Source organism: Rhodovulum steppense, assembly GCF_004339675.1.
GTDB lineage: Bacteria > Pseudomonadota > Alphaproteobacteria > Rhodobacterales > Rhodobacteraceae > Rhodovulum > Rhodovulum steppense.
Genome location: NZ_SLVM01000031.1, coordinates 1 through 23085, shown reverse-complemented (window position 1 = coordinate 23085; position 23085 = coordinate 1). Strand labels below are relative to the sequence as shown.

Genomic DNA, 23085 nt, shown 5'->3' with positions numbered 1-23085 from the left:
GATGTCCGGCCTGCCCGGCGGGACGACGCCGCCCTGGCGCCCGCGCCATGCACCGGGCGCATGGCCCGAAATCATATGGAAATCCGATGGAATTCATATGGAAATCATATTCCGTTTTCCGGCCTCACTCGTCATAGGCATGTCCTGCGCGCAACCCTTCGCGGACCCGGTGCGCCACTTCCAGAAACGCGGCCGTGTCACGGATATCCAGCGGCCGTTCCTTCGGCAGCGGGCTCTCGATCACATCCGTGATCCGCCCCGGGCGGGGACTCATCACCACGATCTTGGTGGACAGATAGACCGCCTCGGGGATCGAGTGCGTCACGAACAGACAGGTCTTCCCCGTCCGCGCCCAAAGCGCCAGAAGCTGCTCGTTCAGGTGGTCGCGCACGATCTCGTCCAGCGCGCCAAAGGGTTCATCCATAAGCAGAATATCGGCGTCAAACGCCAGCGCCCGGGCAATGCTGGCGCGCTGCTGCATCCCCCCCGACAACTGCCAGGGATACTTGTTGCCGAACCCTTTCAGGTCCACCAGCTCCAGCACGCGGGCGACCCGTTCCTCCTGTTCGGCCCGGGGAAACCCCATGATCTCCAGCGGCAGCTTGATGTTCTTCGCAATCGTCCGCCACGGATACAACCCCGCCGCCTGGAACACATAGCCATAGCTGCGCGCCTGCCGCGCGGCATCCGGCGTCAGCCCGTTCACCGTCAGGCTGCCCCCCGTCGGATGCTCCAACGCCGCCACACAGCGCAGGAAAGTCGTTTTCCCACAACCGCTTGGCCCGATGAAACTGACGAACTCGCCCTTTTCAATGCTCAGCGATACATCGCTAAGTGCCTGAACAGGCCCGTCATTCGTCTGGAACACCAGATCGAGGTGATCCGCCTTGATGACCGCAGACTTCACAATCGTTCCCTTGCCCGGGCGGGCCACAGGCCCCGCCACCCTGCCCCTGCCTCAGACCCCGCTTGCCGGAATCCCCGTCCGTTCCACCCTGCGCGGCGCGGTCAGTTCCTTCCAGGACGACAGCGCCCGGTTCACCGCCCCGTTCGGCTCGCGCCGCACGAATTGCCCATGCCCTTCCTCGCCCCGGAACTCGCCGTCATGGACCGCAACGCGCCCCCGCGTCAGCGTGAAACGCGGCAGGCCCTTGACCTTGTGGCCCTCGAACACGTTGTAATCTATCGCAGATTGCTGGGTCGCCGCAGAAATCGTCTTTTCCTTCTCGGGATCCCAGACCACCAGATCGGCATCCGCCCCCACCAGCACCGCGCCCTTTTTCGGATAGCAGTTCAGGATCTTGGCGATATTGGTCGAGGTCACGGCCACGAACTCGTTCGGCGTCAGCCGGCCGGTGCCCACCCCGTGGGTCCAGAGCATCGGCAACCGATCCTCAAGTCCGCCGGTCCCGTTCGGGATCCTGGTGAAATCCCCCACGCCAAAGCGTTTCTGCGCGGTGGTAAAGGCGCAATGATCGGTCGCCACGACCGACAGCGAGCCCGAGGCCAGCCCCGCCCACAGGCTGTCCTGATGGCGCTTGTTGCGGAAGGGGGGCGACATCACGCGCCGCGCGGCATGGTCCCAGTCGGGATGGGCATATTCGCTGTCGTCCAGCGTCAGGTGCTGGATCAGGGGTTCGCCCCAGACCCGCTTGCCCAGCATCCGCGCGCGCCTTATCGCCTCATGCGCCTCCTCGCAGGAGACGTGGACGACATAAAGCGGCACGCCCGCCATGTCGGCGATCATGATCGCGCGGTTGGTGGCCTCGCCCTCGACCTCGGGGGGGCGCGAATAGGCATGCGCCTCGGGGCCGTTGTTGCCCTCGTCCAGCAGGCGGCGCTGCAATTCGGCCACCACGTCGCCATTCTCGGCATGGACCAGCGGGATCGCCCCCAGTTCGGCGCAGCGGCGGAACGAGGCATACATCTCGTCGTCGTTCACCATCAAGGCGCCCTTGTAGGCCATGAAATGCTTGAAGGTGGTGATGCCCTTCTGGCGGACGACGGCCTCCATCTCGTTGAAGACCTGTTCCGACCACCAGGTGACCGCCATGTGGAACGAGTAATCGCAATGCGCCCGCGTCGACTTGTTGTCCCACATCTGAAGCGCGTCGAGCAGCCCCTGCCCGGGGCTCGGCAGCGCGAAATCCACCACCATCGTGGTGCCGCCCGAAAGGGCCGCGCGGGTGCCGGATTCGAAATCGTCCGCCGAGTAGGTGCCCATGAAGGGCATCTCCAGATGCGTATGCGGGTCGATCCCGCCGGGCATGACGTAGCAGCCGGTCGCGTCGAGGGTTTCATCGCCCTTCAGGTCCGGCCCGATCTCGAGAATCCTGCCGCCCTCAACGGCTACATCGGCCTTGTAGGTCAGGTCGGCGGTAACGATGGTGCCGTTCTTGATGATTGTGGTCATTCGTTTTCTCCCTGTTGCCACCCGCCCCGGCCTTGCGCCGGGGCCTCGCCGCCGGCACTCAGGGGATCGCGTGGGTCATATCCTTCCAGTTCGGATTGGACTCGGTGATCAACTGATCCTTCCACGCGCGCCGCCAGCGTTTCAGTTGGCGTTCCCGGCGCAAGGAGGGTTCGAACTCGGCATGGGCCTCGAACCAGACGAGGGTTCGGATGTTGTATCTGGCCGTATGCGCGGAGAGCCCGGCGCGATGCGCCTCGACCCGCTGCCGCAAGTCGTGCGTGCGCCCGATATAGATCGCCCCGCCCGGGCGCGATGCCATGATGTAGACCCAATGCACCATTCGCGCAGGGTCGCGAAAACCGGTTAAGCAAGTGTAAACCCCGCCCCGGCCTCCGCGCCGGGGCCTCGCCGCTTCTGGCCGGCGGGCAGAGGTCCCGGGTCAAGCCCGGGACGGGGTCTTCGGGAACCGGCCTCACCCCACGATCTCCGCCGTCTCCACCACCGCGTGGAACAGCACGTTCGCGCCCTTCTCGGCCCATTCGGGGGAAATCTCCTCGGCCTCGTTGTGGCTGAGCCCGTCCACGCAGGGGCACATCACCATGGTCGTGGGCGCCACACGGTTGATCCAGCAGGCGTCGTGGCCCGCGCCCGAGACGATGTCCATGTGGGAATAGCCCAGCCGCTCGGCGGCGTCGCGCACGCGGCCCACCAGCACCGGGTCGAAGGCGGGCGGGTCGAAGAAGCCGACAAGCTCGGACGAGAACTTGACCCCGATATCGGCGCAGACCCCCGGCGCGCGGGCGAGGAACTCGGCCACCAGCGCGTCCAGCGTGTCCAGGATGTGGCTGCGGAAATCGACGGTGAAGACGACCTTTTCGGGGATGATGTTGCGGCTGTTGGGGTAGACGTCGACATGCCCCACCGCCCCCACCGCGTTCGGCTGGCGGGCGATGGCGATCTCGTGGACCAGCTCGATCACCCGCGCCATGCCGCGGCCGGCGTTCCGGCGCAGGTACATCGGCGTGGACCCGGTGTGCTGGCCCTTGCCGGTCACGGTACATTCGATCCAGCGCAGGCCCTGGCCGTGGGTGACGACGCCGATCTCCTTGCCCTCGGCCTCCAGGATCGGGCCCTGCTCGATGTGCAACTCGAAGAAGGCGTGCATCTTGCGCGCACCCACGGGCTCGTCGCCCTTCCAGCCGATCCGGTCCAGCTCGTCGCCGAAGCGCAGCCCCTTGGCATCGCGCCGGTCATAGGCCCAGTCCTGCTCGAGCACGCCGGCGAAGACGCCCGAGGCCAGCATGGCGGGGGCAAAGCGCGTGCCCTCCTCGTTGGTCCAGTTGGTGACGACGATCGGGTGCTTCGTGCGGATGCCCAGATCGTTCAGCGTGCGGATGATCTCAAGGCCCCCCAGCACCCCCAGCACCCCGTCATACTTGCCGCCCGTCGGTTGGGTGTCGAGATGCGAGCCCACATAGACCGGCAGCGCATCCGGATCCTCACCGGGCCGGGTGGCGAACATCGTGCCCATCTCGTCCACGCCCAGGGTGCAGCCCGCCTCCTGACACCAGCGCTGGAACAGCGCGCGGCCCTCGGCATCGGCATCGGTCAGGGTCTGGCGGTTGTTGCCGCCCGCGATGCCGGGGCCGATCTGCGCCATCTCCATCAGGCTGTCCCACAGCCGTTCGCCGTTGATCTTCAGATTCTCTCCGGGGGCTGTCATGGTCACGTCGTCCTCACCTGTTTGCCTGCGGTCATGCCGCCCACGCCCTCTGCGGGGCGTTGTCGCCAATCACTCTTGCCTCCCCCCGATCCGAGTTCAAGCGGCGCGGGGCGGCGGGCGAAAAATTTTCGCGATTCGGCACCGTGAGCGGTTAAAGTGCCGTCGTCCCGGGCAAAAACGGGACCAATGACAACCGGGGCGGGCAGTCTTGGGAAAAGGATAAGGGAGGAAAACGCAGATGAACAACAACACGTTGCTGATCGGAGGGGTGGTTGTCGCGGCGGCCTTTGCTTTCGTGGTGACCCAGAAACGCTCCGGCACGGAGGACGCCGAGATCGAGTCCCGGGTCGCGGCGCTGAACGACCGGATCGGCGAGTTGGAAAGCTCGCTCGCCGAGGTGACCGAGCGCGCCGATGCCCAGGCCGCCGTGATCGCCGAGACCGCGACGCTGGGCAGCCGACTGGCCGAAACCGTTCAGGGGCTGGGAGAGGTCTCGGGATCGGTCGCCGAGACCGCCGCGGCGCCTGCCCCCGCAGATGCACCCGAAGCCGCCCCGGTAACGGCCGCGGCGGCGGTGGACGCCGGTGTGGGCGAGACCGCAATCTTCGGCGATGGCGCGGTGCGGGTGTTCCTGTCGCGGGTCGACGCGGCGGCGGGCACGGCGCGGATCGCGGTCAACGGGCTTGCCACCACCACGCTGGCCGTAGGCGAAAGCGTCGAGGCCGACGGGGCCTGCTCGGTCACGCTGGGCGGGGTAGAGGGCAACCGGGCAAGCCTCGGCTACGCCTGCGGAAGCTGACAGTCAGCCGCCCGCCCGGCCAGTCCGGGCGGGCGCTTGCGCCCGGATCAGTCCAGCGCCTTCAGCACGGCGGACAGCTTGCCGAACAGTTCGTCGATCTGTGAGCGGTCGATCATCAGCGGCGGACTCAGTGCGATGATGTCGCCGGTTGTGCGGATCAGAAGCCCCGCCTCATAGGCGTTCAGGAAAGCGGTGAAGGCGCGTTTTGTCGGCTCGCCCGCGATGGGTTCCAGTTCGACCGCGCCGATCAGGCCCATGTTGCGGATGTCGATCACATGGGGCAGGCCCCTGAGGCTGTGCAGCGCATCCTCCCAATAGGGTGCCAGCGCAGCGGCATTCTCGAACAGCCCCTCCTCGCGATAGGTCTGAAGCGTGGCGATCCCGGCGGCCGAGGCAATCGGGTTGCCTGAATAGGTATAGCCGTGGAACAGTTCGATCACATGCTCGGGGCCAGCCATGAAGGCGTCGTGGATCGCCCCGGTCGTCAGCACCGCGCCCATCGGGATCACCCCGTTGGTCAGGCCCTTGGCCACGGTCATCATGTCGGGCTGCACGCCGAAATGATCGGCGGCAAAGGCGCTGCCCAGCCGCCCGAAGCCGGTGATGACCTCGTCGAAGATCAGCAGGATGCCGTGTTTCGTGCAGATCTCGCGCAGCTTTTCCAGATAGCCCCTGGGCGGCATCAGCACGCCGGTCGAGCCCGCCATCGGCTCGACGATCACGGCGGCGATGGTCTCTGCCCCGTGCAGCGCAACGATGCGTTCGAGGTCATCGGCGAGATACGCGCCATGCTCGGGCTGGCCACGGGTAAAGGCATTCTGTCCCGGCAGATGGGTGTGCGGCAGGTGATCGACGCCGGCCAGAAGCGTGCCGAACATCTTGCGGTTGTTGACGATGCCGCCCACCGAGATTCCGCCGAAATTGACGCCGTGATAACCCCGCTCGCGCCCGATCAGGCGGGTCCGCGCGCCCTCGCCCCGCGCGCGGTGATAGGCGATGGCGATCTTCAGCGCGGTCTCGACCGACTCGGAGCCCGAGTTAGTGAAAAAGACGTGCTCCATCCCCTCGGGCGCCATGTCGCGCAGCGCCGAGGCCAGTTCGAACGCCTTGGGGTGCCCCATCTGGAAGGCGGGCGCATAATCCAGTTCGGCGGCCTGTTTCTGGATCGCCTCGGTGATCTTCGGCCGACAATGGCCCGCATTGCAGCACCACAGCCCGGCGGTGCCGTCCAGCACCTCGCGCCCATCGGAAGTCTTGTAATACATCCCCTCGGCGCCCACGAACATCCGCGGCGCCTTCTTGAACTGACGGTTCGCGGTGAACGGCATCCAGAAGGCGGACAGGTCATTGGGTCCGGGATTGCGGTCGAGCGCCATGACGATCTCCAAGAGGCGGGCCACCCGGATCGGGCGGGCAAAACGTTTGACCGGACGGTCAGGATCAGGCTAGCAGAGGGCGCGGGGCAGTCAAGCGAACGGCCCGCGTCCGTCGGGGTACGCCATCGGTCCGGCGGGTGACATGATAAATGAAACCCAATAGATTTCCACCGATCCATTTCGCAATGTCATCCGATCCCCCCCGCACCCGTATCCAGCGCCGCAACCGCCGCGCAATCCTGGAGGCCGCCCTTGCGGTGTTCTCGCAGCACGGCTTTCGTGGCGCCACACTCGACCAGATCGCGGCCGAGGCGGGGCTGTCGAAACCCAACCTGCTCTATTATTTCCCTTCCAAGGAGGCGATCCACGAGACGCTTCTTGCCGGGCTTCTGGAAACCTGGCTCGACCCGTTGCGCGCGCTCGACCCCGCGGGCGACCCCATCGAGGAGATCCTCGGCTATGTCCGCCGCAAACTGGCAATGAGCCGGGATTTTCCCCGCGAGAGCAGGCTCTTTGCCAACGAGATCCTGCAAGGCGCGCCGCGGATCGGGCCGACGCTGGACGGCGAGTTGAAATCGCTGGTGGACGAAAAGGCGGCGGTGATCGCGGGCTGGTCCGCCGCAGGGCGAATTGCAGATGTCGATCCCTGGCACCTGATCTTCTCGATCTGGGCGCTGACCCAGCATTATGCCGATTTCGACGTGCAGGTCCGCGCCGTGCTGGGACCGGATCGCGGCGATCCGTTCGACGGGGCCGAACGCCATCTGGTCACGCTCTTCACCCGGCTGCTGACCCCATGAACAGACCCGCGCCCGTTAACCATGGGATACGAATTTCCTCGCCAAACCCTTTTCGCGCGCGCACATTTCTGCCCATAGTTTCAGGTGGTGGGGGTCTGAGCAGGAGCTTGGGACCAATGCAGATCATCGGCCCTATCCCGGCGGTCGGCCTTCAGGACAGCGGTGTTACCGCCGTCAGTGCCGTTGCGGCGACAACCACTGTCGCGCCAGCGGGAGGCGGAAACTCGTCCGGGCAGACCCGCAGCGAAACCGGCGAGCGCGGCCAGCAGCCGCCCCGCGCCATCTTCCCCGCACCCGATCCGGATCGGCCGGCCGGTCCGCCGCCGAGCTTTGACACCACGCCCCTCCAGTTGGAGGCGGAGCGGCGCCTCAGCGAGGCATCGGCCTTCTGGCGCAGCGGCGCCCCGATGCCCGAGACGGCGCAACGCCAGCTCGACATCGAGCTCTGAGCCGGACGGCCAATGCAGGCGCGCGCGCCTATTCTGCGGCGCGCACAGCCGGATTGTTGGGATGCGCCGTCCAGTTCCCGTAGTCCGCGGGAACAGTCTTTCCCGTGCGCGGATCGACCTCGCCCGGCGCCAGGCGGCGCATGGTGATGCAGCCCTCGACCGGACAAACATCGACGCACAGATTGCAGGCAACGCATTCCTCGTCCTTCACCACGAATCGCCTCTCGGGCGTCATCCCGATCGCCTGATGGCTGGTATCCTCGCAGGCCGCATAGCACCGTCCGCACTTGATGCAGGCCTCCTGGTCGATCACCGCCTTGGTGATGTAGTTAAGGTTCAGATATTGCCAATCCGTTACGTTCGGCACGGCCATCCCGGTAAAGTCCGACAGGGTTGAGAACCCCTTGCGGTCCATCCAGTCCGACATGCCCGCGATCATTTCCTGCACGATGCGGAAGCCGTAGGTCATGACCGCCGTACAGACCTGCACATTGCCCGCGCCCAGCGCCATGAACTCGGCCGCATCCTTCCATGTCGTCACGCCGCCGATGCCGGAAATCGGCAGACCCCGCGTCTGCGGATCTCGGGCGATCTCGGCCACCATGTTCAGCGCGATGGGCTTCACCGCCGGGCCGCAATAGCCGCCATGGGTGCCCTTGCCGTCGATGGTGGGTTCCGGACACATCAGGTCGAGGTCAACCGAAGTGATCGAGTTGATCGTGTTGATGAGCGACACCGCATCCGCGCCGCCCTTGTGCGCCGCGCGGGAGGCCAGCCGGATATCGGTGATGTTGGGCGTCAGTTTCACGATCACCGGCATGCGCGTATTCGCCTTGCACCAGCGGGTGACCATCTCGACATATTCGGGCACCTGCCCGACGGCCGAGCCCATGCCGCGCTCGCTCATCCCGTGGGGGCAACCGAAATTGAGTTCCACCCCGTCCGCGCCCGTCTCCTCGACCCGCGCGAGGATGCGCTTCCACGCCTCCTCCTCGCAGGGCACCATCAGGCTGACGACCATCGCCCGGTCGGGCCAGTCGCGCTTGACCGTCTTGATCTCGCGCAGGTTCACCTCCAGCGGGCGGTCGGTGATCAGTTCGATATTGTTGAGCCCCAGAAGCCGCCGGTCGGCCCCGTAGATCGCGCCATAGCGGGGGCCGTTGACATTGACCACGGGCGGGCCGTCCTCGCCCAGCGTCTTCCACACAACGCCGCCCCAGCCCGCCTCGAACGCGCGCACGACGTTGTATTCCTTGTCGGTCGGCGGCGCCGAGGCCAGCCAGAACGGGTTCGGGGACTTGATCCCCACGAAATCGTTTCTCAGATCGGCCATGGCTCAGCCCTCCCCCATCAGGGTCGCATGAATGTCCTTGGCGGCGTCGCGGCCCTCGGCCACCGCCGTCACGGTCAGGTCGTCGCCGCCCGCCGCACAATCGCCGCCGACCCAGACGCCCGGCAGGCTGGTGCGCCCCGGCCCCGTCACGGCGATCTTGCGGCCCGACAGCGCCAGCCCCTCGGGCGCGCCTTCAAGGCTTTGGCCGATGGCCTTGAGCACCTGGTCGGCCTTCAGTCGGAAGGTCTCGCCGGTCAGCTCCAGACCGGCGTCGGTCTCCTTCGTATAGGCGAATTCCACCGCCTCGACCGCCCCCTCGCCCAGAAGGCGCAGGGGAGCGGCGCCGGTGACGATGCGCACACCCTTGGACGCGGCCAGGTTCTGCTCGGCCTCGGACGCGCTCATCGCCTCGCGACCGCGGCGATAGACCATGGTGACGTTCTCTGCTCCCAGCAGTTTCGACTGCACCGCCGCATCCACCGCCGTCATGCCGCCGCCGATGACCACCACATGACGCCCGACGGGCAGAGCCGACAGATCCTTGGTCTGCCGCAGTTCGGCTATGAAATCGACCGCGTCGCGGACATGGGATCTTTCCTCGCCCTCGGCGCGCAATGCGTTCACGCCGCCCAGCCCGATCGCCAGGAATATCGCATCGTATTCCGACCGCAGCCCGTCCAGCGACAGGTCACGCCCCAGCGCCTTGCCGTTGTGGACCGCGATGCCGCCGATGCCCAGCAGCCATTCGACCTCGGCCTGGGCGAAATCGTTCACCGTCTTGTAGGCGGCAATGCCGTATTCGTTCAGTCCGCCTGCCTTGGGTTTCGCATCGAACAGGTCGACCGCGTGCCCCTTCATCGCCAGACGATGCGCACAGGCCAGCCCCGCGGGTCCCGCTCCCACCACCGCGACCCGCTTGCCGGTCGGTTCGGCGCGTGTGAAGGGATGGGCGCCCTCGGCCATCAGAATATCCGTGGCAAATCGCTGCAGCCGACCGATCTCGACCGGCTTGCCCTCTGCCACCTCACGCACGCAGACCTCTTCGCAAAGCTGCTCGGTCGGGCAGACGCGAGCGCACATACCGCCCAGGATGTTCTGCTCGAAGATGGTCCGCGCGGACGCCCGGGGCGCCCCGGTCGCGATCTCTCGAATGAAGAGCGGGATGTCGATGGCGGTGGGACAGGCCGTCACACAGGGCGCGTCATGGCAGAAATAACAGCGGTCAGCGGCAACCCGCGCCTCGTGCGCCGTCAAAGGCGGCGCCTTGTCGGCGAAATTGTCGCGGTAGGTTTCGGGCGCGAGGCGCCCGGAAACGACCCCGGGGGTAAGTGGCGTATTGGCCATTCCGGCCCTCCCTGCTGCCTTCCCTTTTCGGAGCAGCCTGCCACAGCAACGGATTTTATCAAACGGTAAATTCCGAGGGCGCGGCAGAGACGGCGGGTTTGCCGGAGCGGCCGAAGATGCTGCCCAAGGAATAAGCAGAGTCGGCGGCAGGCCCCCATCGGCAAAAACCGCCGCACCCGCTTTCCATGGGGGTGACCCTCGCGTATAAGCGGCCCAATTCACGAAGCGGGCGGCCCCGCGGCGGACCGGATCGCGACCGATCGAGGACAGGCATGACCAAGACTTCCCACGAGGCGGACGTCGCCTTCATCCAGGCGCTGGCGGAACTTCTGCGCGAACACGACCTGACCGAGCTTCAGGTAAAGCGCGAATATGGCGAGGACGACTCGCTGGACGTGCGGGTATCGCGGTCCTTGCCCGCGCCGATGGCCGCCCCCGTAATGCACTCGCCCGCGCCCCTTGCCATGCCCGCGATGCAAGCCGCCGCGCCGGCCGCGGCACCGGCCGAGGATCCCGCCCAGCATCCCGGCGCCGTGACCTCGCCGATGGTGGGCACCGCCTATCTGCAACCCGAGCCCGGGTCTGACTCGTTCGTCAAGGTGGGCGACACGGTGACCGAGGGCCAGACGCTTCTGATCATCGAGGCCATGAAGACGATGAACCACATCCCGGCGCCACGCTCGGGCACCGTCAAGCGCATCCTGATCGAGGATGGTGCCCCGGTGGAATATGGCGCACCGCTGATGATCCTCGAATAGGGCGGGCGGCGCATGTTCGACAAGATCCTGATCGCGAACCGCGGCGAGATCGCGCTCCGCGTGATCCGCGCCTGCCGCGAGATGGGCATCCGCTCGGTCGCGGTGCATTCGACCGCCGATGCCGACGCGATGCATGTGCGCATGGCCGATGAAAGCGTCTGCATCGGCCCGCCGCCCAGCCCCGACAGCTATCTGTCGATCCCGTCCATCATCTCGGCCTGCGAGATCACCGGCGCACAGGCGATCCACCCCGGCTACGGCTTCCTGTCGGAAAACGCCCGCTTCGTGCAGATCGTCGAGGATCACGGCCTGACCTTCATCGGCCCCTCGGCGGAACATATCCGCATGATGGGCGACAAGATCACCGCCAAGGAAACGATGAAGGCGCTGGGGGTTCCCTGCGTGCCCGGTTCCGAAGGCGGGGTGCCGGATGTCGAGACCGCCCGGAAACTCGCGGGCGATATGGGCTATCCGGTCATCGTCAAGGCGACCGCGGGCGGTGGCGGGCGCGGCATGAAGCTGGCCAAGACCGCCGACGATCTGGAACGCGCCTTCCAGACCGCGCGGGCCGAGGCCAAGGCCGCCTTCGGCAATGACGAGGTCTATATCGAGAAATACCTGCAAAAGCCGCGCCATATCGAGATCCAGGTCTTCGGCGACGGCCAGGGCCGCGCGGTGCATCTGGGCGAACGTGACTGTTCGCTGCAGCGCCGCCACCAGAAGGTTCTGGAGGAGGCACCCGGCCCCGCGATCGACGCCGAGACGCGGGCGCGGATCGGCAAGATCTGTGCCGACGCGGTGGCGCGCATCAACTATCGCGGCGCGGGCACGATCGAGTTCCTGTACGAAGACGGCGAATTCTATTTCATCGAGATGAACACCCGCCTTCAGGTGGAACATCCCGTGACCGAGGCGATCTTTGGCGTGGATCTCGTGCGCGAGCAGATCCGCGTGGCCGAGGGGCGGCCGCTGTCCTTCGACCAGGACGATCTGGTTCTGAACGGGCACGCCGTCGAGGTGCGGATCAATGCCGAGCGGTTGCCGAACTTTGCCCCCTGCCCGGGCCGGATCACCGCCTATCACGCGCCCGGCGGTCTGGGCGTCAGGATGGATTCCGCGCTCTATGACGGATATTCGATCCCGCCCTATTACGACAGCCTGATCGGCAAGCTGATCGTGCATGGCCGGGACCGGGGCGAGGCACTGGCCCGGCTTGACCGCGCGTTGGGCGAGTTGATCGTGGATGGCATCGACACCACGGCACCGCTGTTCCGCGCGCTTTTGCTGGAGCCTGACATCCAGAAGGGCAACTACAACATCCACTGGCTGGAACGCTGGCTGGAGGCCGGGCCGGATCTCTGACGGACCCGCGCTCCGGCCCGCCGGGATCGAGGGAATGACGGCCGACAGACTGACGCCCCGGGTTCTGCTGAACGCCTATGCTGCGGGCATCTTTCCCATGGCGGAGTCGCGCGAGGATCCAGAGGTCTTCTGGGTCCGGCCGCGGCGGCGCGGGATCTTTCCGCTCGACGGCTTTCACATCTCGAAGAGCCTCGCCCGGCATATCCGCCGCGATCCCTTCACGATCCGCATCGACACCGATTTCGCAGGCGTCGTCGCGGGCTGCGCGGCGCGGGACGAGACCTGGATCAACGGCACGATCTTTGCGCTGTACCGCGAGCTGCACGCGATGGGGCACGCCCATTCGCTGGAAGTCTGGGAGGGCGACACGCTGGTCGGCGGGGTCTATGGCGTGACGCTGGGCGCGGCCTTCTTCGGCGAAAGCATGTTCTCGCGCCGCACGGATGCGTCAAAGATCGCGCTGGCCTATCTGGTGGACCGGCTGCGCGCGGGCGGCTTCCAGCTGTTCGACGCGCAGTTCCTGACGCCGCATCTGCAAAGCCTCGGCGCCATCGAGATCGGCCGCGACGCCTATATGTGGCAGCTTGGGGCGGCACTGGCCCGGCAGGCGGATTTCACCGCCCCCCGGACGCCCGCCTCGGGTCAGGCGCTCTTGCAGCGCAGGACCCAGACATCGTAGCGGGCATGGTCCAGCGGGTTCAGCGCCGGGCTTGACGCCAGCATCCAGCCCGAGAACAGCCGCGAAACCCCCGTCTCGTCGGCAATCTCGATCAGCGCGAAGGCATCCGAGGCCGGGTTGTCCGCCGGATAGCGGCATTCGCGCAGCATCACCTGCAACCGCCCCACCCGCGCGCCCTGCCCCGGCGCAAGCTCCAGATCGACCACCTCGCCCGACACCCGGTCAAGCCCGCGCAGAACCGCGCCCGCCTGTGCGGTTTCGGTCCGGATCGCCGGATCGGCCTGCGGGTCCGGCGCGACCGGCAGCATCACAAGCGGGTCTTCCTGCTCGATCGTCGGCAGCGGTTCGCCCTGCAACTGCTCGTTCAGCATCGTCTCGCCCGGCGGCAGATCGTCGAGGGGACCGACCGACCAGCCCTCGGTCGTCCAACTGTCTGGATCCCAGACGGGTTCCTGCTGCGCCGCCAGAGGCGTGGCAAGCAGCACGAAGACAAGAGCCAGTCGGCCAGTCATCGGCCCGCCTCGTCGGCGGTTGCGGTAAAGACCTTCATCAGCAGAGAGATCAGGCTGACCGCGCCCTGGGTGTCCAGCATCTCGTCGCCTGGCGACAGGTTGAAGGGCGAGCCGCCGGGGATGATCTCGACAAAGGTGCCGCCCAGAAGCCCCTCGGTCGAAACCAGAACCGCGCTGTCATCGGGCAGTTCGATCCCCTTCTTCATGGTGAAGCGGGCATCGGCGCGAAAGGTCTGGGGGTTCAACTCAAGCGCGGTGACCGTGCCCACCTTGACGCCGGCCAGCCGGACATCGGTGCCGACATTGACCCCCTCGACCGAACGGAAGCTTGCCGTCAGCTCATAGCTGCCCGCGGCGCCGCCGATGCCGGTGGATTGGCTGGCGTACAGGAAGAACCCCACTGCCAGCGCCAGAACTGCGCCGCCCGTGATCACCTCTGTCGTGGTATTCTCGGCCATGGTGCTATTCGGGTTGCCACGCCTCGTAATCCCGCCGCGGGGCGGGCTCGGGCCTGCGGATCGACCCCGGCGGGGCATAGGCCAGCGGCGTGCCGGTCAGGTTTTCCTGATGGGGCTTTTCCCAGCTCTTGCGCGGCAGCGGCTTCTCGGTCGGGGGCTCGGCATAGGTGTGGTGCAGCCAGCCATGCCAGTCCGGCGCAATGCGGCTGGCCTCGACCTCGCCATTGTAGATCACCCAGCGCCGCGTGCCGTCCTTCGACTGGTAGAAGACATTGCCCTGTGCGTCCTCGCCGACCTTCTGGCCGTGGCGGGCAGTGAACAGGCGCGTGCCGAGCGTTTCGGCGTTCCACCAGGTAACGTATTTCAGAAGGTCGTCGATCACGCCCATGGGATCCTCCGCGTGGTGCTATGCGACATATGCCGCATGCGGGCCACAAGGTCCAGTGCCCTGCCCCCGGCCTCGCGGTCTGTTCAGATTGCACCTGCCTCGGCGCGGATGATGCGGGCGATCAGGGCGCAGTCTTCTTCCGAAAAGGTCAGCGGCAGGCGCATGTCGATCAGCCCCGCCAGCACCCGGTCGGTCCTCGGCAGCGGGTCCGGGTCGGCCCAGGTCCAATGGGCATAGCGCGAGGTGAAGCCCTGCGGGCGCGCGGCCCCGAACCATTTCAGCTCGACCCCCCGGGCGGCACAGCGGGCCAGGAACGCCTCGATCCGGGGCGCAGGCCAGTCCGGCAGGCGGAACTGGAAGGACGAGCCGACGAACCCCTCCTCTGGCGGCCGCGCGATCAGCGCAAGCCCCGGCACGCCCGCCAGCCCCGCCTCGATCACCCGGTAAAGCCCGTTCCAGCGCGCCACCTGTTCGGGCAGGCGGGCCAGTTGCGGGCGCAGGATCGCGGCGCGCAGGTTGTCCATCCGGCCCGAGACATTCGGCACCTCGCCCAGAAGCCGCGCGAACGCCTCGGCGGGGGGCGCGGCGCCGTGGCGGTCGAAATGCATGTAGCTGCCCGACAACAGCACCGCGCGGGCGGCAAGTTCCGCATCGTCGGTGACGATCAGCCCGCCCTCGCCCGAATTGATGTGCTTGTAGGTCTGGGTCGAATAGCAGCCGATAACCCCATGCCGCCCGGATGGCAGGCCCGCCCAGTCGGCCCCCATCGTATGCGCGCAATCCTCGATCACCGCGACACCTGCCCCGTCACACAGCGCCATCAGCGCGGGCATGTCGCAGAGATGGCCGCGCATGTGGGACAGCATCAGCACCCGCGCGTCGGTTTCCTCGATCCGCCGTTCCAGATGGGCAAGGTCGATGGTCAGCGCCTCGGTCGTCTCGACGAAGACCGGCCTTGCGCCAAGGCTGGCAATCGCGCCCGGCACCGGGGCCAGCGTGAAGGCATTGGTCAGCACCGCCTCGCCCGGTTCGACCTGCAACGCCCGGAGCGCGCAGGCCAGCGCATAGCCGCCCGAGGCGACCGCAAGGCAATAGCGCACCCCGGTAAAGGCCGCGAAGTCCCGTTCCAGCGCCGTCACCTCGCCCGCCTCGCCGGGGGCAAGGTTGTAGCGGTGCAGCCGCCCATGCCGCATCACCGCAACGGCCGCCGCGATCGCCTCGTCGGGGATCGGCTCCTGCTGGGTGAAGCTGCCTGTGAACCGGTCGGTCATGGCACCGCCTGCGGGATCAGCCGCCCGGCCAGGTCGAACAGTTCGGCGTAATCGGCCATCAACGCCTCGGGCTCCAGCGCGGGCATCTCGGCCGCGGCCGGGCCGAAGGTGACCAGCACGCAGGGCACGCCGGCCGCGCGCGCGGTGTTGCGGTCGGTCGCGCTGTCGCCGATCAGGATCGAGCGCGGCACCGCGCCGCCCGCCCGCTCGACCGCGGCGCGATAGGGCGCGGGATCGGGCTTGCGCACGGGCAGCGTGTCGGCGCCCACCAGCGAGCCGAACAGGCCCCGCACCCCCAGCCGCGCCAGCAAATCCTCGGCCAGCGCCTCGGGCTTGTTGGTGCAGATGCCCACGCGGTAGCCCGCGCTGCGCAGCCGCTCGACCGCCTCGACCGCGCCGGGATAGATCCGGGTATGCCGGTCCAGGTTCTGCGCGTAATGGGCCAGGAAGACGGGAAACTGCGCCTCGACCTCTGCCTCGGGCGCGGCCACGCCCAGCCGCTGGAACGCCAGCCGCAGCATCGCCCGCCCGCCCAGAAAGGCGGTCGTGGCGTCCTGCACGGGGTCAAGCGGCAGGCCAAGCCCCACATCCTCGAAACAGGCATTCGCCGCGTCGATCAGGTCGCGGCTGGTATCGGCCAGCGTTCCGTCGAGATCGAAGATGACCGTGCGCATATGCCCCCCACTGCCTGTTGCGCGCCCTGAAACAGAGCGAAACGCCAAGTGATCCGGGCGACGGTTGCGCGCCCACGCATCCGCGATAAAAGGGATGCAACCAAAAGGAAAGAGCACAGGCCCCATGCCGACAGCCCTGATCATCCTGGCCGCGGGCCAGGGCACGCGGATGCAGTCCGACCGCCCCAAGGTGCTGCACGAGGTGGCGGGCGCGCCGCTGATCACGCATGCCATGGCCGCCGGTGCCGCGCTTGCCCCCGACCACACGGTGATCGTCGCGGGCCATGGCGCCGACGCGGTGCGGGAAGCGGTGCACGAGATCGACCCCGATGTGACGGTCGTCGTGCAGCAGGAACAACTGGGCACCGCGCATGCGGTGGCGCAGGCGCGGGCGGCGCTGGACGGGTTCACGGGCGATGCCATCGTGCTTTACGGCGACACCCCCTTCATCCGGCCCGAAACGCTTGCGGCGATGGCCGAGGCGCGCGCGCGCCATGCGGTGGTCGTGCTGGGCTTCGAACCGGCCGATCCGGGCGGTTACGGCCGGCTGGTGATGGCGGGCGGCGCGCTGGACCGGATCGTGGAATTCAAGGACGCAACCCCGGAGGAACAGGCCATAGGGCTGTGCAATTCCGGTGTAATTGCAGCCAATTGCGCGCTGTTGTTCCAGTTGATCGACGCGGTCGGCAACGACAATGCCGCGGGCGAATACTACCTGACCGATATCGTCGGACTGGCGCGCGCGCGGGGCCTTTCGGCGGGCGTCGTGGTCTGTGACGAGGCCGAGACGCTGGGCGTCAATTCCCGCGCCGATCTGGCCCGCGCCGAGGCGGCGTTCCAGTCCCGCGCCCGCGCCGAGGCGCTGGAAAACGGCGTCACGCTGATCGCGCCGGAAACCGTGTTCTTCGCCCATGACACCGTGATCGGCCGCGATGCCCTGATCGAGCCCAACGTGATCTTCGGCCCCGGCGTCACCGTCGAATCCGGCGCCCATATCCGCGCGTTCAGCCATCTCGAAGGCGCCCATGTCAGCCGCGGCGCGGTCGTCGGCCCCTTTGCCCGCCTGCGCCCGGGCGCGGAACTGTCCGAAGACGTGCGTGTGGGCAATTTCGTCGAGGTCAAGAACGCGCTGGTGGCCGAGGGCGCCAAGATCAACCACCTCAGCTATATCGGCGATGCAACCGTCGGCGCAGAGGCCAATATCGGCGCGGGCACCGTCACCTGCAATTACGATGGCGTCTTCAAGCACCATACCGAGATCGGCGCGCGCGCCTTCATCGGCTCGGACACGATGCTGGTGGCCCCGGTCCGCATCGGCGAAGGCGCGATGACCGCCAGCGGATCGGTCATCACCTCGAACGTGCCGGATGGGGCATTGGCGCTGGGCCGCGCGCGGCAGGACAACAAGCCGGGACTGGCGGCGAAACTGCTCGACAGATTGCGGGCCGAAAAGGCACGACGCAAAGGGAATTGAACTCATGTGCGGAATTGTCGGCGTTCTGGGCGATCACGAAGTCGCCCCCATTCTGGTCGAGGCGCTGAAGCGTCTGGAATATCGCGGCTATGACAGCGCGGGCATTGCCACGGTCAATGCAGGCAGGCTGGACCGCCGCCGCGCAGTGGGCAAGCTTGTCAACCTGTCGGACCTGCTGGTGCATGATCCGCTGGCGGGCAAGTCCGGCATCGGGCACACCCGCTGGGCCACCCATGGCGCGCCCAGCATCGCCAACGCCCATCCCCACCGCGCGCGCAGGGTCGCGGTTGTCCATAACGGCATCATCGAGAATTTCCGTGCGCTGCGCGATGAACTGGTGGCGCAGGGCGCGGGCTTCGAAAGCGATACCGACACCGAGACGGTCGCGCATCTGGCGCAGGTCTTCCTCGATCAGGGGCTTGCCCCGCGCGAGGCGGCCGAACGCACGCTTGAACGGCTGGAAGGCGCGTTCGCGCTCTTGTTCCTGTTCGAGGGCGAGGACGATCTGATGATCGCCGCCCGCAAGGGCAGCCCGCTGGCCGTGGGCCATGGCGAGGGCGAGATGTTCGTGGGCTCGGACGCGATCGCGCTGGCCCCCCTGACGCACCGGATCACCTACCTGGAGGAAGGCGACCGCGCCATCGTCACCCGCGCGGGCGCCCAGTTCTTCGACGATCAGGGCCGCCCCGTGAACCGCGAGATCCGCACCATAGAGATCGACGCGACCCGCGTGGAAAAGGGCGGCTACAAGCATTTCATGGCCAAGGAAATCGCCGAACAGCCCAGCGTGATGGGCGACGCGCTGCGCCATTACATCAGCGAAAGCGGCGAGATCGTCCTGCCCGGCGGCGGCATCGACTTCACCCGCGTCAGCCGCCTGACCATGGTCGCCTGCGGCACCGCCTATCTGGCCTGCATGACGGCGAAATACTGGATCGAACAACTGGCGGGGCTGCCCGTCGATGTCGATATCGCGTCGGAATTCCGCTATCGCGAACCGCCGATCCCCGAGGGCACGCTGGCCGTCTTCGTCAGCCAGTCAGGCGAAACCGCCGACACGCTGGCCGCGCTGCGCTATTGCGCGGACAAGGCGCAGCGGATCGTGTCGGTGGTCAACGTCCCCGAAAGCTCGATCGCGCGGGAAAGCGATCTGGCGCTGCCGATCCTTGCAGGCGCCGAGATCTCGGTGGCTTCGACCAAGGGCTTCACCTGCCAGTTGGCCGTGCTGGCGCTGGTTGCGCTCGAGGCGGCGCGCCAGCGCGGCACGCTGGATGCGCCGACCCTTGCCCGCCATATCGAGGATCTGCGCTCGATGCCCGGTCGGCTGAACGCCGCCCTGGCCACCGAACCCCGCACCGAGGCGATTGCCCGGCTGCTTTCCGAGGCGACCGACGTGCTGTTTCTGGGTCGCGGCGCGATGTATCCCCTGGCCCTTGAGGGCGCGCTGAAACTAAAGGAAATCAGCTATATACACGCCGAAGGTTACGCGTCAGGCGAACTGAAACACGGCCCTATCGCTCTGGTGGACAACACCGTTCCGGTGATCGTGCTGGCCCCCCATGACCGGCTGTTCGACAAAACCGTGTCGAACATGCAGGAGGTGATGGCCCGTGGCGGCAAGGTGCTGCTGGTGACCGACGCGCGCGGCGCGGCCGAAGCAGGCGAAGGGGTCTGGCAATGCCTCGCGATGCCCGAAGTGCCCGAACTGTTCGCGCCAATCCTCTATGCCCTGCCCGCCCAGATGCTGGCTTACCACACCGCCGTCGCCAAGGGGACCGATGTCGACCAACCCCGAAACCTCGCGAAATCGGTGACAGTGGAATAGAACTCCACTCTTCACCGCCCTGTGCTGGCCGCGCAAAACAGGGTTTGGACACGCGAGTTGAGTTTGAGACCAGCACAAGTCATTTCGGTTACCTGTCTGGAGGATGGAGAGCGATTCACCCGCGAAAGACCTCGTACCACATCAGGATACTCGGGAGGATTGCCCTTGCATCCCGCCATGGCGGTCCACGATAGTGCGGATATGGATGAGAATACAAAACGCCCGCGCCTGCGCATCCGCATTGTATTCGACGACGGGGAAATGATCGGACCCGGCAAGGCCGAATTGCTGGAACGGGTCGACCGCTGCGGTTCCCTCGCCGCTGCCGGGCGCGAAATGGGCATGAGTTACAAGCGCGCCTGGCAGTTGATTGGAATCTTGAACGCCATGTTCCGCGAGCCGCTCGTCGACAGCACCCGTGGCGGACCGGGTGGAGGCGGGGCCGTGCTGACCGAGGCAGGCCGGAAGGTGCTCGACCTCTATCGGGGCTTCGAGTGTGATGCGGCCGAGGCGGGGGCCGCGCGTCTCGATACGCTCCAGGCCATGCTTCGGGATGTTCCCGAAGAAAAATAACGCTTGCCTGTCGGGCAGCCGCTCTGCGACATGTTTCTTGAACCATATCAAACGAGATGCACCATGCCTGTTTCCATCGTTCGCCGAACGCTGCTTGCGGCGGCCGCAGCGTTCGGATTTGCTGCCGGATCGGTTTCCGCGCAGGACGACGCGCCGGTCGTCGCTGCGGCCTCCGACCTGCAATTCGCCTTGGCCGAGATTGCCGAGGCGTTCCGGGAGGACACAGGCATGGCGGTGCGGCTGTCCTTCGGGTCCACCGGCAACTTCGCGCGCCAGATCCGCGAGGGCGCGCCGTTTCAGATCTTCATGGCCGCCGATGAGAAGTTCATTTCGGAACTTCACGCCGACGGGTTTACACCAGACGAGGGCGATCTTTATGCCGTCGGGCGGGTGGTCATCGTGGCGCCGAACGGCGCCGCACTGACGCCGGACCCGGAGTTGAACTCCCTTGCCGAAATGCTGGCGGCGGGCCGGATCACGCGCTTTGCAATCGCCAATCCCGATCACGCGCCCTATGGGATGCGCGCGCGCGAGGCGCTGATCACCAAAGGGATCTGGGATGATCTGCAATCCGTTCTGGTGCTGGGCGAAAACGTCAGTCAAGCCGCGCAGTTCGCGCTGTCGGGAAATGCCGAGGGCGGTATCATCGCCTATTCCCTGGCCCTTGCCCCCGAGGTCGCGCCGCGCGGCACCTATGCACTGATCCCCGAGGATTGGCACGAGCCGCTTCGCCAGCGCATGGCGCTGCTCAATCATGCCGACGAGGTGGCGCGGGCCTTCTATGCCTACATGAAGCAACCGGCGGCGCGCGAGATCATGGCGCGTTACGGCTTCGTCCTGCCGCCGGGCGGGTAAGCGCATGGACTGGGAGGCGCTCTGGCTGTCTCTACGGCTGGCCGGATGGACGGTGATCTTCCTCTTGCCGGTCGCGGTGATCATGGGGCGGTTTCTGGCTTATCGCCAGTTCCGCGCCAAGGGCCTGATCGAGGCCCTCGTGATGCTGCCTCTGGTGCTGCCCCCCACGGTATTCGGGTTCTACCTGCTGGTGGCCTTCGGCCGCAATTCGCCTGTGGGCGAGCTGTGGCAGAGCCTTTTCGGCAACCAGCTCGTATTCAGTTTCGAGGGGCTGGTGGTCGCCTCGATCATCTTCAACCTGCCCTTCGCGATCCAGCCCACACAGCGCGGGTTCGAGGCGATACCCGTGGAGGTGCGCGAGGCAGCGGCCTGTTGCGGCATGTCGCCCTTGCGGTCCCTGTGGAAGGTGGAACTGCCACTGGCCTGGCCGGGGTTGATGACAGCCATGGTGCTGACCTTCGCCCATACGCTGGGCGAATTCGGCATCGTGCTGATGGTCGGCGGCTCGATCCCCGGCGAGACCAAGACCATCGCCATATCCATCTATGACCGGGTCCAGAGCTTCGATGACCGGGGGGCCGCGATCATGTCGGCGGTGCTGGTGGCGATCTCGCTCTTCACCATCGCACTGACATTCTGGTTGTCGGCCCGCGTCGGGCGGAGGTTGTCCTGATGGCGCTGAAGGTCGTGGCGCAAGCGGCAGCGCCAATCCCGCTGGACGCGGCGTTTCGGGTGGAGTCGGGCGAGCTATTGGCGCTGGTCGGCCATTCCGGCTCGGGCAAGACGACGCTTCTGCGCACAATTGCCGGGCTGTGGCGACCCGAAACGGCACGGGTGACGGTGAACGGGCGGGTCTGGCTCGACACGGCGGCGGGTGTGAACCTGCCCGGCCACCGTCGGCGCGTCGGCGTCGTGTTCCAGAACTACGCGCTTTTCCCGCATATGACGGCGGCGCAGAACGTGATGGCGGCAATGGCCGCGCCCGACCCGACCGAGGCCGCGCAGATGCTCGACCTGGTGAACCTGCACGGCCTGGGCGACCGCAAGCCTGCGCAGCTTTCGGGCGGACAGCAGCAGCGTGTCGCCGTCGCCCGCGCGCTGGCCCGGCGCCCGCAGGCCCTGCTCCTCGACGAGCCGTTCTCGGCGGTGGACCGCGCCACGCGCGAAAAGCTTTATGGCGAGATCATCGCGCTCAGGGCGCATCTCGCCATGCCGGTGGTGCTGGTCACGCATGACGTGAACGAGGCGCAATTGCTGGCCGACCGCATGCTGGTGATCGAGAAGGGGCAGGTCATCCGGGTCGGCACCACCGCCGAGGTGATGGCCGATCCGGACGCGTTGCGCGCCATGGGGCTGCGCGAAGTGGCGGCGATGCTGCCCGCGACGGTGGCCGAGCATCTGGCCGACGGGCTGAGCCGTCTCGACGCCGCGACCGGACCCTTGTTCCTGCCCACCGTCGAGGCGGAGCCGGGAACGCGGGTGCGGGTGCGGATCATGGCGCATGAGGTGATCCTGTCGCGCGCCCGGCCAGAAGGCCTGTCAGCGCAGAACATCCTGGCAGGGACGGTCGCGCGGATCGTGGCGGGAACCGGACCGGGGGTGGTGGTTCATGTCGCTGTGGGCCAGAACGAAATCCTTGCCCGCATCACCCGCCGCGCCGCCGATCAGCTGTCGCTGCACCCGGGCGACACCGTTCATGCGATCCTCAAATCCATGTCAGTGGCCCGCGACCACGTCACCCGTGCACGCGATGGGATACAAGACGGGGCGCCCGGCACGGCAAAGCCCGCGCAATGACTGCCCCATCCGCCCCACATTACCTCCAGAATCGGCGCCGAGGTCGGCTCGGCGGGCGAGCTGATCGGCGCGGGCGGCCAGGCGTTCCGGTTGCCGACGCTGGCAAGAGTGCTGCAATTCGGAACGCCCTGAATCTCCCCGGGTTTGCCGGAGGGCGTTTTGTTCAACGGGTCAGGCGACCATACCGATGGTCTCGGGTGGTTCAAGGTGGCGCAGTTCGGC

24 protein-coding genes are annotated in these 23085 nt (G+C 66.9%); 12 read left to right on the top strand and 12 right to left on the bottom strand.

Annotated elements, in window-relative coordinates; translation table 11 throughout:
* Window positions 1–124 precede the first annotated feature (124 nt).
* From EV216_RS15985 to EV216_RS15970, 4 genes are all read right to left on the bottom strand, one after another.
* The gene (locus tag EV216_RS15985; RefSeq protein WP_243642104.1) at window positions 125–907 is read right to left on the bottom strand and encodes an ABC transporter ATP-binding protein; all 783 of its coding nucleotides are present in this window, start codon (window positions 905–907) and stop codon (window positions 125–127) included.
* A gap of 51 nt (window positions 908–958) precedes the next feature.
* Window positions 959–2413, bottom strand: coding sequence for a dihydropyrimidinase (gene hydA / locus EV216_RS15980; protein ID WP_132696533.1), 1455 nt, complete (start codon window positions 2411–2413; stop codon window positions 959–961).
* A 58-nt stretch (window positions 2414–2471) separates the two neighbouring features.
* A complete protein-coding gene (locus EV216_RS15975) occupies window positions 2472–2753 on the bottom strand; it encodes a GIY-YIG nuclease family protein (protein ID WP_132696532.1) in 282 nt (93 codons plus the stop codon).
* Between the two features lie 132 nt (window positions 2754–2885).
* On the bottom strand, window positions 2886–4136 hold the full coding sequence (locus EV216_RS15970; RefSeq protein WP_132696531.1) for a Zn-dependent hydrolase: 1251 nt from the start codon (window positions 4134–4136) through the stop codon (window positions 2886–2888).
* Between the two features lie 238 nt (window positions 4137–4374).
* On the opposite strand from EV216_RS15970, the gene EV216_RS15965 reads away from it, so the two are divergent.
* Window positions 4375–4935 (top strand): hypothetical protein, encoded by a 561-nt coding sequence (locus tag EV216_RS15965; RefSeq protein WP_132696530.1) that lies wholly within the window; start codon window positions 4375–4377, stop codon window positions 4933–4935.
* A gap of 47 nt (window positions 4936–4982) precedes the next feature.
* Here the strand turns inward: EV216_RS15965 and aptA are convergent, their stop codons facing one another.
* Window positions 4983–6311: an omega-aminotransferase AptA gene (gene aptA / locus EV216_RS15960; RefSeq protein ID WP_132696547.1), complete on the bottom strand. Its 1329-nt coding sequence runs from the start codon at window positions 6309–6311 to the stop codon at window positions 4983–4985.
* Window positions 6312–6496: 185 nt separating this feature from the next.
* On the opposite strand from aptA, the gene EV216_RS15955 reads away from it, so the two are divergent.
* Both EV216_RS15955 and EV216_RS15950 read left to right on the top strand, forming a co-directional pair.
* Window positions 6497–7111, top strand: coding sequence for a TetR family transcriptional regulator C-terminal domain-containing protein (locus EV216_RS15955; RefSeq protein WP_132696529.1), 615 nt, complete (start codon window positions 6497–6499; stop codon window positions 7109–7111).
* Between the two features lie 116 nt (window positions 7112–7227).
* Window positions 7228–7560, top strand: a complete 333-nt coding sequence (locus EV216_RS15950) for a hypothetical protein (protein WP_132696528.1) — start codon at window positions 7228–7230, stop codon at window positions 7558–7560.
* A gap of 28 nt (window positions 7561–7588) precedes the next feature.
* Here the strand turns inward: EV216_RS15950 and preA are convergent, their stop codons facing one another.
* Both preA and EV216_RS15940 read right to left on the bottom strand, forming a co-directional pair.
* The gene (gene preA, locus EV216_RS15945) at window positions 7589–8893 is read right to left on the bottom strand and encodes an NAD-dependent dihydropyrimidine dehydrogenase subunit PreA (protein ID WP_132696527.1); all 1305 of its coding nucleotides are present in this window, start codon (window positions 8891–8893) and stop codon (window positions 7589–7591) included.
* A 3-nt stretch (window positions 8894–8896) separates the two neighbouring features.
* The gene (locus EV216_RS15940; protein WP_132696526.1) at window positions 8897–10237 is read right to left on the bottom strand and encodes an NAD(P)-dependent oxidoreductase; all 1341 of its coding nucleotides are present in this window, start codon (window positions 10235–10237) and stop codon (window positions 8897–8899) included.
* A 272-nt stretch (window positions 10238–10509) separates the two neighbouring features.
* Between EV216_RS15940 and accB the strand changes: the two genes are divergently transcribed.
* Genes accB through aat form a run of 3 tightly spaced genes read left to right on the top strand, consistent with a single transcriptional unit; the run spans window position 10510 to window position 13036 of the window.
* The gene (accB, locus tag EV216_RS15935) at window positions 10510–10995 is read left to right on the top strand and encodes an acetyl-CoA carboxylase biotin carboxyl carrier protein (RefSeq protein WP_132696525.1); all 486 of its coding nucleotides are present in this window, start codon (window positions 10510–10512) and stop codon (window positions 10993–10995) included.
* A 12-nt stretch (window positions 10996–11007) separates the two neighbouring features.
* The gene (accC, locus tag EV216_RS15930) at window positions 11008–12357 is read left to right on the top strand and encodes an acetyl-CoA carboxylase biotin carboxylase subunit (protein WP_132696524.1); all 1350 of its coding nucleotides are present in this window, start codon (window positions 11008–11010) and stop codon (window positions 12355–12357) included.
* A gap of 34 nt (window positions 12358–12391) precedes the next feature.
* Complete coding sequence (gene aat / locus EV216_RS15925; protein WP_132696523.1) at window positions 12392–13036, top strand: leucyl/phenylalanyl-tRNA--protein transferase; 645 nt, start codon at window positions 12392–12394, stop codon at window positions 13034–13036.
* On the opposite strand, the gene EV216_RS18705 is transcribed toward aat, so the two are convergent.
* From EV216_RS18705 to EV216_RS15900, 5 genes are all read right to left on the bottom strand, one after another.
* Window positions 13000–13548 carry a DUF2155 domain-containing protein gene (locus EV216_RS18705; RefSeq protein WP_243642103.1) on the bottom strand — a complete coding sequence of 183 codons (549 nt, stop codon included), beginning with the start codon at window positions 13546–13548 and terminating at the stop codon, window positions 13000–13002. The two genes, aat and EV216_RS18705, sit on opposite strands and share 37 nt — an antisense overlap.
* A complete protein-coding gene (mlaD, locus tag EV216_RS15915; protein WP_132696522.1) occupies window positions 13545–14006 on the bottom strand; it encodes an outer membrane lipid asymmetry maintenance protein MlaD in 462 nt (153 codons plus the stop codon). Before mlaD ends, EV216_RS18705 begins: the two co-directional genes overlap by 4 nt.
* Window positions 14007–14010: 4 nt before the next feature.
* Window positions 14011–14394: an NADH:ubiquinone oxidoreductase subunit NDUFA12 gene (locus EV216_RS15910; RefSeq protein WP_132696521.1), complete on the bottom strand. Its 384-nt coding sequence runs from the start codon at window positions 14392–14394 to the stop codon at window positions 14011–14013.
* Window positions 14395–14477: 83 nt separating this feature from the next.
* Window positions 14478–15665, bottom strand: a complete 1188-nt coding sequence (locus tag EV216_RS15905) for a DegT/DnrJ/EryC1/StrS family aminotransferase (RefSeq protein WP_132696520.1) — start codon at window positions 15663–15665, stop codon at window positions 14478–14480.
* Complete coding sequence (locus tag EV216_RS15900; protein WP_132696519.1) at window positions 15662–16339, bottom strand: HAD-IA family hydrolase; 678 nt, start codon at window positions 16337–16339, stop codon at window positions 15662–15664. Before EV216_RS15900 ends, EV216_RS15905 begins: the two co-directional genes overlap by 4 nt.
* A gap of 124 nt (window positions 16340–16463) precedes the next feature.
* Between EV216_RS15900 and glmU the strand changes: the two genes are divergently transcribed.
* The 6 genes from glmU to modC all read left to right on the top strand — a co-directional run bounded on the left by glmU (window position 16464) and on the right by modC (window position 22863).
* Window positions 16464–17813: a bifunctional UDP-N-acetylglucosamine diphosphorylase/glucosamine-1-phosphate N-acetyltransferase GlmU gene (gene glmU, locus EV216_RS15895; RefSeq protein ID WP_132696518.1), complete on the top strand. Its 1350-nt coding sequence runs from the start codon at window positions 16464–16466 to the stop codon at window positions 17811–17813.
* 4 nt (window positions 17814–17817) lie between these two features.
* Window positions 17818–19638, top strand: coding sequence for a glutamine--fructose-6-phosphate transaminase (isomerizing) (gene glmS / locus EV216_RS15890; RefSeq protein ID WP_132696517.1), 1821 nt, complete (start codon window positions 17818–17820; stop codon window positions 19636–19638).
* A gap of 177 nt (window positions 19639–19815) precedes the next feature.
* A complete protein-coding gene (locus EV216_RS15885; RefSeq protein WP_243642102.1) occupies window positions 19816–20211 on the top strand; it encodes a winged helix-turn-helix domain-containing protein in 396 nt (131 codons plus the stop codon).
* A gap of 63 nt (window positions 20212–20274) precedes the next feature.
* Window positions 20275–21066, top strand: a complete 792-nt coding sequence (gene modA / locus EV216_RS15880; protein WP_132696515.1) for a molybdate ABC transporter substrate-binding protein — start codon at window positions 20275–20277, stop codon at window positions 21064–21066.
* A 4-nt stretch (window positions 21067–21070) separates the two neighbouring features.
* A complete protein-coding gene (gene modB, locus EV216_RS15875) occupies window positions 21071–21739 on the top strand; it encodes a molybdate ABC transporter permease subunit (protein ID WP_132696514.1) in 669 nt (222 codons plus the stop codon).
* Window positions 21739–22863, top strand: coding sequence for a molybdenum ABC transporter ATP-binding protein (gene modC, locus EV216_RS15870; RefSeq protein ID WP_132696513.1), 1125 nt, complete (start codon window positions 21739–21741; stop codon window positions 22861–22863). The genes modB and modC overlap by 1 nt, the downstream gene beginning before the upstream one ends.
* Window positions 22864–23085: the final 222 nt, after the last annotated feature.

Excerpts from the sequence above, each read along its gene's own strand:
- EV216_RS15940 (WP_132696526.1), bottom strand. The coding sequence starts at position 10,237 with ATGGCCAATACGCCACTTACCCCCGGGGTCGTTTCCGGGCGCCTCGCG.
- EV216_RS15955 (WP_132696529.1), top strand. The coding sequence starts at position 6,497 with ATGTCATCCGATCCCCCCCGCACCCGTATCCAGCGCCGCAACCGCCGC.
- aat (WP_132696523.1), top strand. The coding sequence starts at position 12,392 with ATGACGGCCGACAGACTGACGCCCCGGGTTCTGCTGAACGCCTATGCT.
- EV216_RS15970 (WP_132696531.1), bottom strand. The coding sequence starts at position 4,136 with ATGACAGCCCCCGGAGAGAATCTGAAGATCAACGGCGAACGGCTGTGG.
- mlaD (WP_132696522.1), bottom strand. The coding sequence starts at position 14,006 with ATGGCCGAGAATACCACGACAGAGGTGATCACGGGCGGCGCAGTTCTG.
- preA (WP_132696527.1), bottom strand. The coding sequence starts at position 8,893 with ATGGCCGATCTGAGAAACGATTTCGTGGGGATCAAGTCCCCGAACCCG.
- EV216_RS15975 (WP_132696532.1), bottom strand. The coding sequence starts at position 2,753 with ATGGTGCATTGGGTCTACATCATGGCATCGCGCCCGGGCGGGGCGATC.
- EV216_RS15965 (WP_132696530.1), top strand. The coding sequence starts at position 4,375 with ATGAACAACAACACGTTGCTGATCGGAGGGGTGGTTGTCGCGGCGGCC.
- glmU (WP_132696518.1), top strand. The coding sequence starts at position 16,464 with ATGCCGACAGCCCTGATCATCCTGGCCGCGGGCCAGGGCACGCGGATG.
- aptA (WP_132696547.1), bottom strand. The coding sequence starts at position 6,311 with ATGGCGCTCGACCGCAATCCCGGACCCAATGACCTGTCCGCCTTCTGG.
- EV216_RS15950 (WP_132696528.1), top strand. The coding sequence starts at position 7,228 with ATGCAGATCATCGGCCCTATCCCGGCGGTCGGCCTTCAGGACAGCGGT.
- EV216_RS15885 (WP_243642102.1), top strand. The coding sequence starts at position 19,816 with ATGGCGGTCCACGATAGTGCGGATATGGATGAGAATACAAAACGCCCG.
- hydA (WP_132696533.1), bottom strand. The coding sequence starts at position 2,413 with ATGACCACAATCATCAAGAACGGCACCATCGTTACCGCCGACCTGACC.
- accB (WP_132696525.1), top strand. The coding sequence starts at position 10,510 with ATGACCAAGACTTCCCACGAGGCGGACGTCGCCTTCATCCAGGCGCTG.
- EV216_RS15900 (WP_132696519.1), bottom strand. The coding sequence starts at position 16,339 with ATGCGCACGGTCATCTTCGATCTCGACGGAACGCTGGCCGATACCAGC.
- accC (WP_132696524.1), top strand. The coding sequence starts at position 11,008 with ATGTTCGACAAGATCCTGATCGCGAACCGCGGCGAGATCGCGCTCCGC.
- glmS (WP_132696517.1), top strand. The coding sequence starts at position 17,818 with ATGTGCGGAATTGTCGGCGTTCTGGGCGATCACGAAGTCGCCCCCATT.
- modB (WP_132696514.1), top strand. The coding sequence starts at position 21,071 with ATGGACTGGGAGGCGCTCTGGCTGTCTCTACGGCTGGCCGGATGGACG.
- modA (WP_132696515.1), top strand. The coding sequence starts at position 20,275 with ATGCCTGTTTCCATCGTTCGCCGAACGCTGCTTGCGGCGGCCGCAGCG.
- EV216_RS15910 (WP_132696521.1), bottom strand. The coding sequence starts at position 14,394 with ATGGGCGTGATCGACGACCTTCTGAAATACGTTACCTGGTGGAACGCC.
- EV216_RS18705 (WP_243642103.1), bottom strand. The coding sequence starts at position 13,548 with ATGACTGGCCGACTGGCTCTTGTCTTCGTGCTGCTTGCCACGCCTCTG.
- EV216_RS15905 (WP_132696520.1), bottom strand. The coding sequence starts at position 15,665 with ATGACCGACCGGTTCACAGGCAGCTTCACCCAGCAGGAGCCGATCCCC.
- modC (WP_132696513.1), top strand. The coding sequence starts at position 21,739 with ATGGCGCTGAAGGTCGTGGCGCAAGCGGCAGCGCCAATCCCGCTGGAC.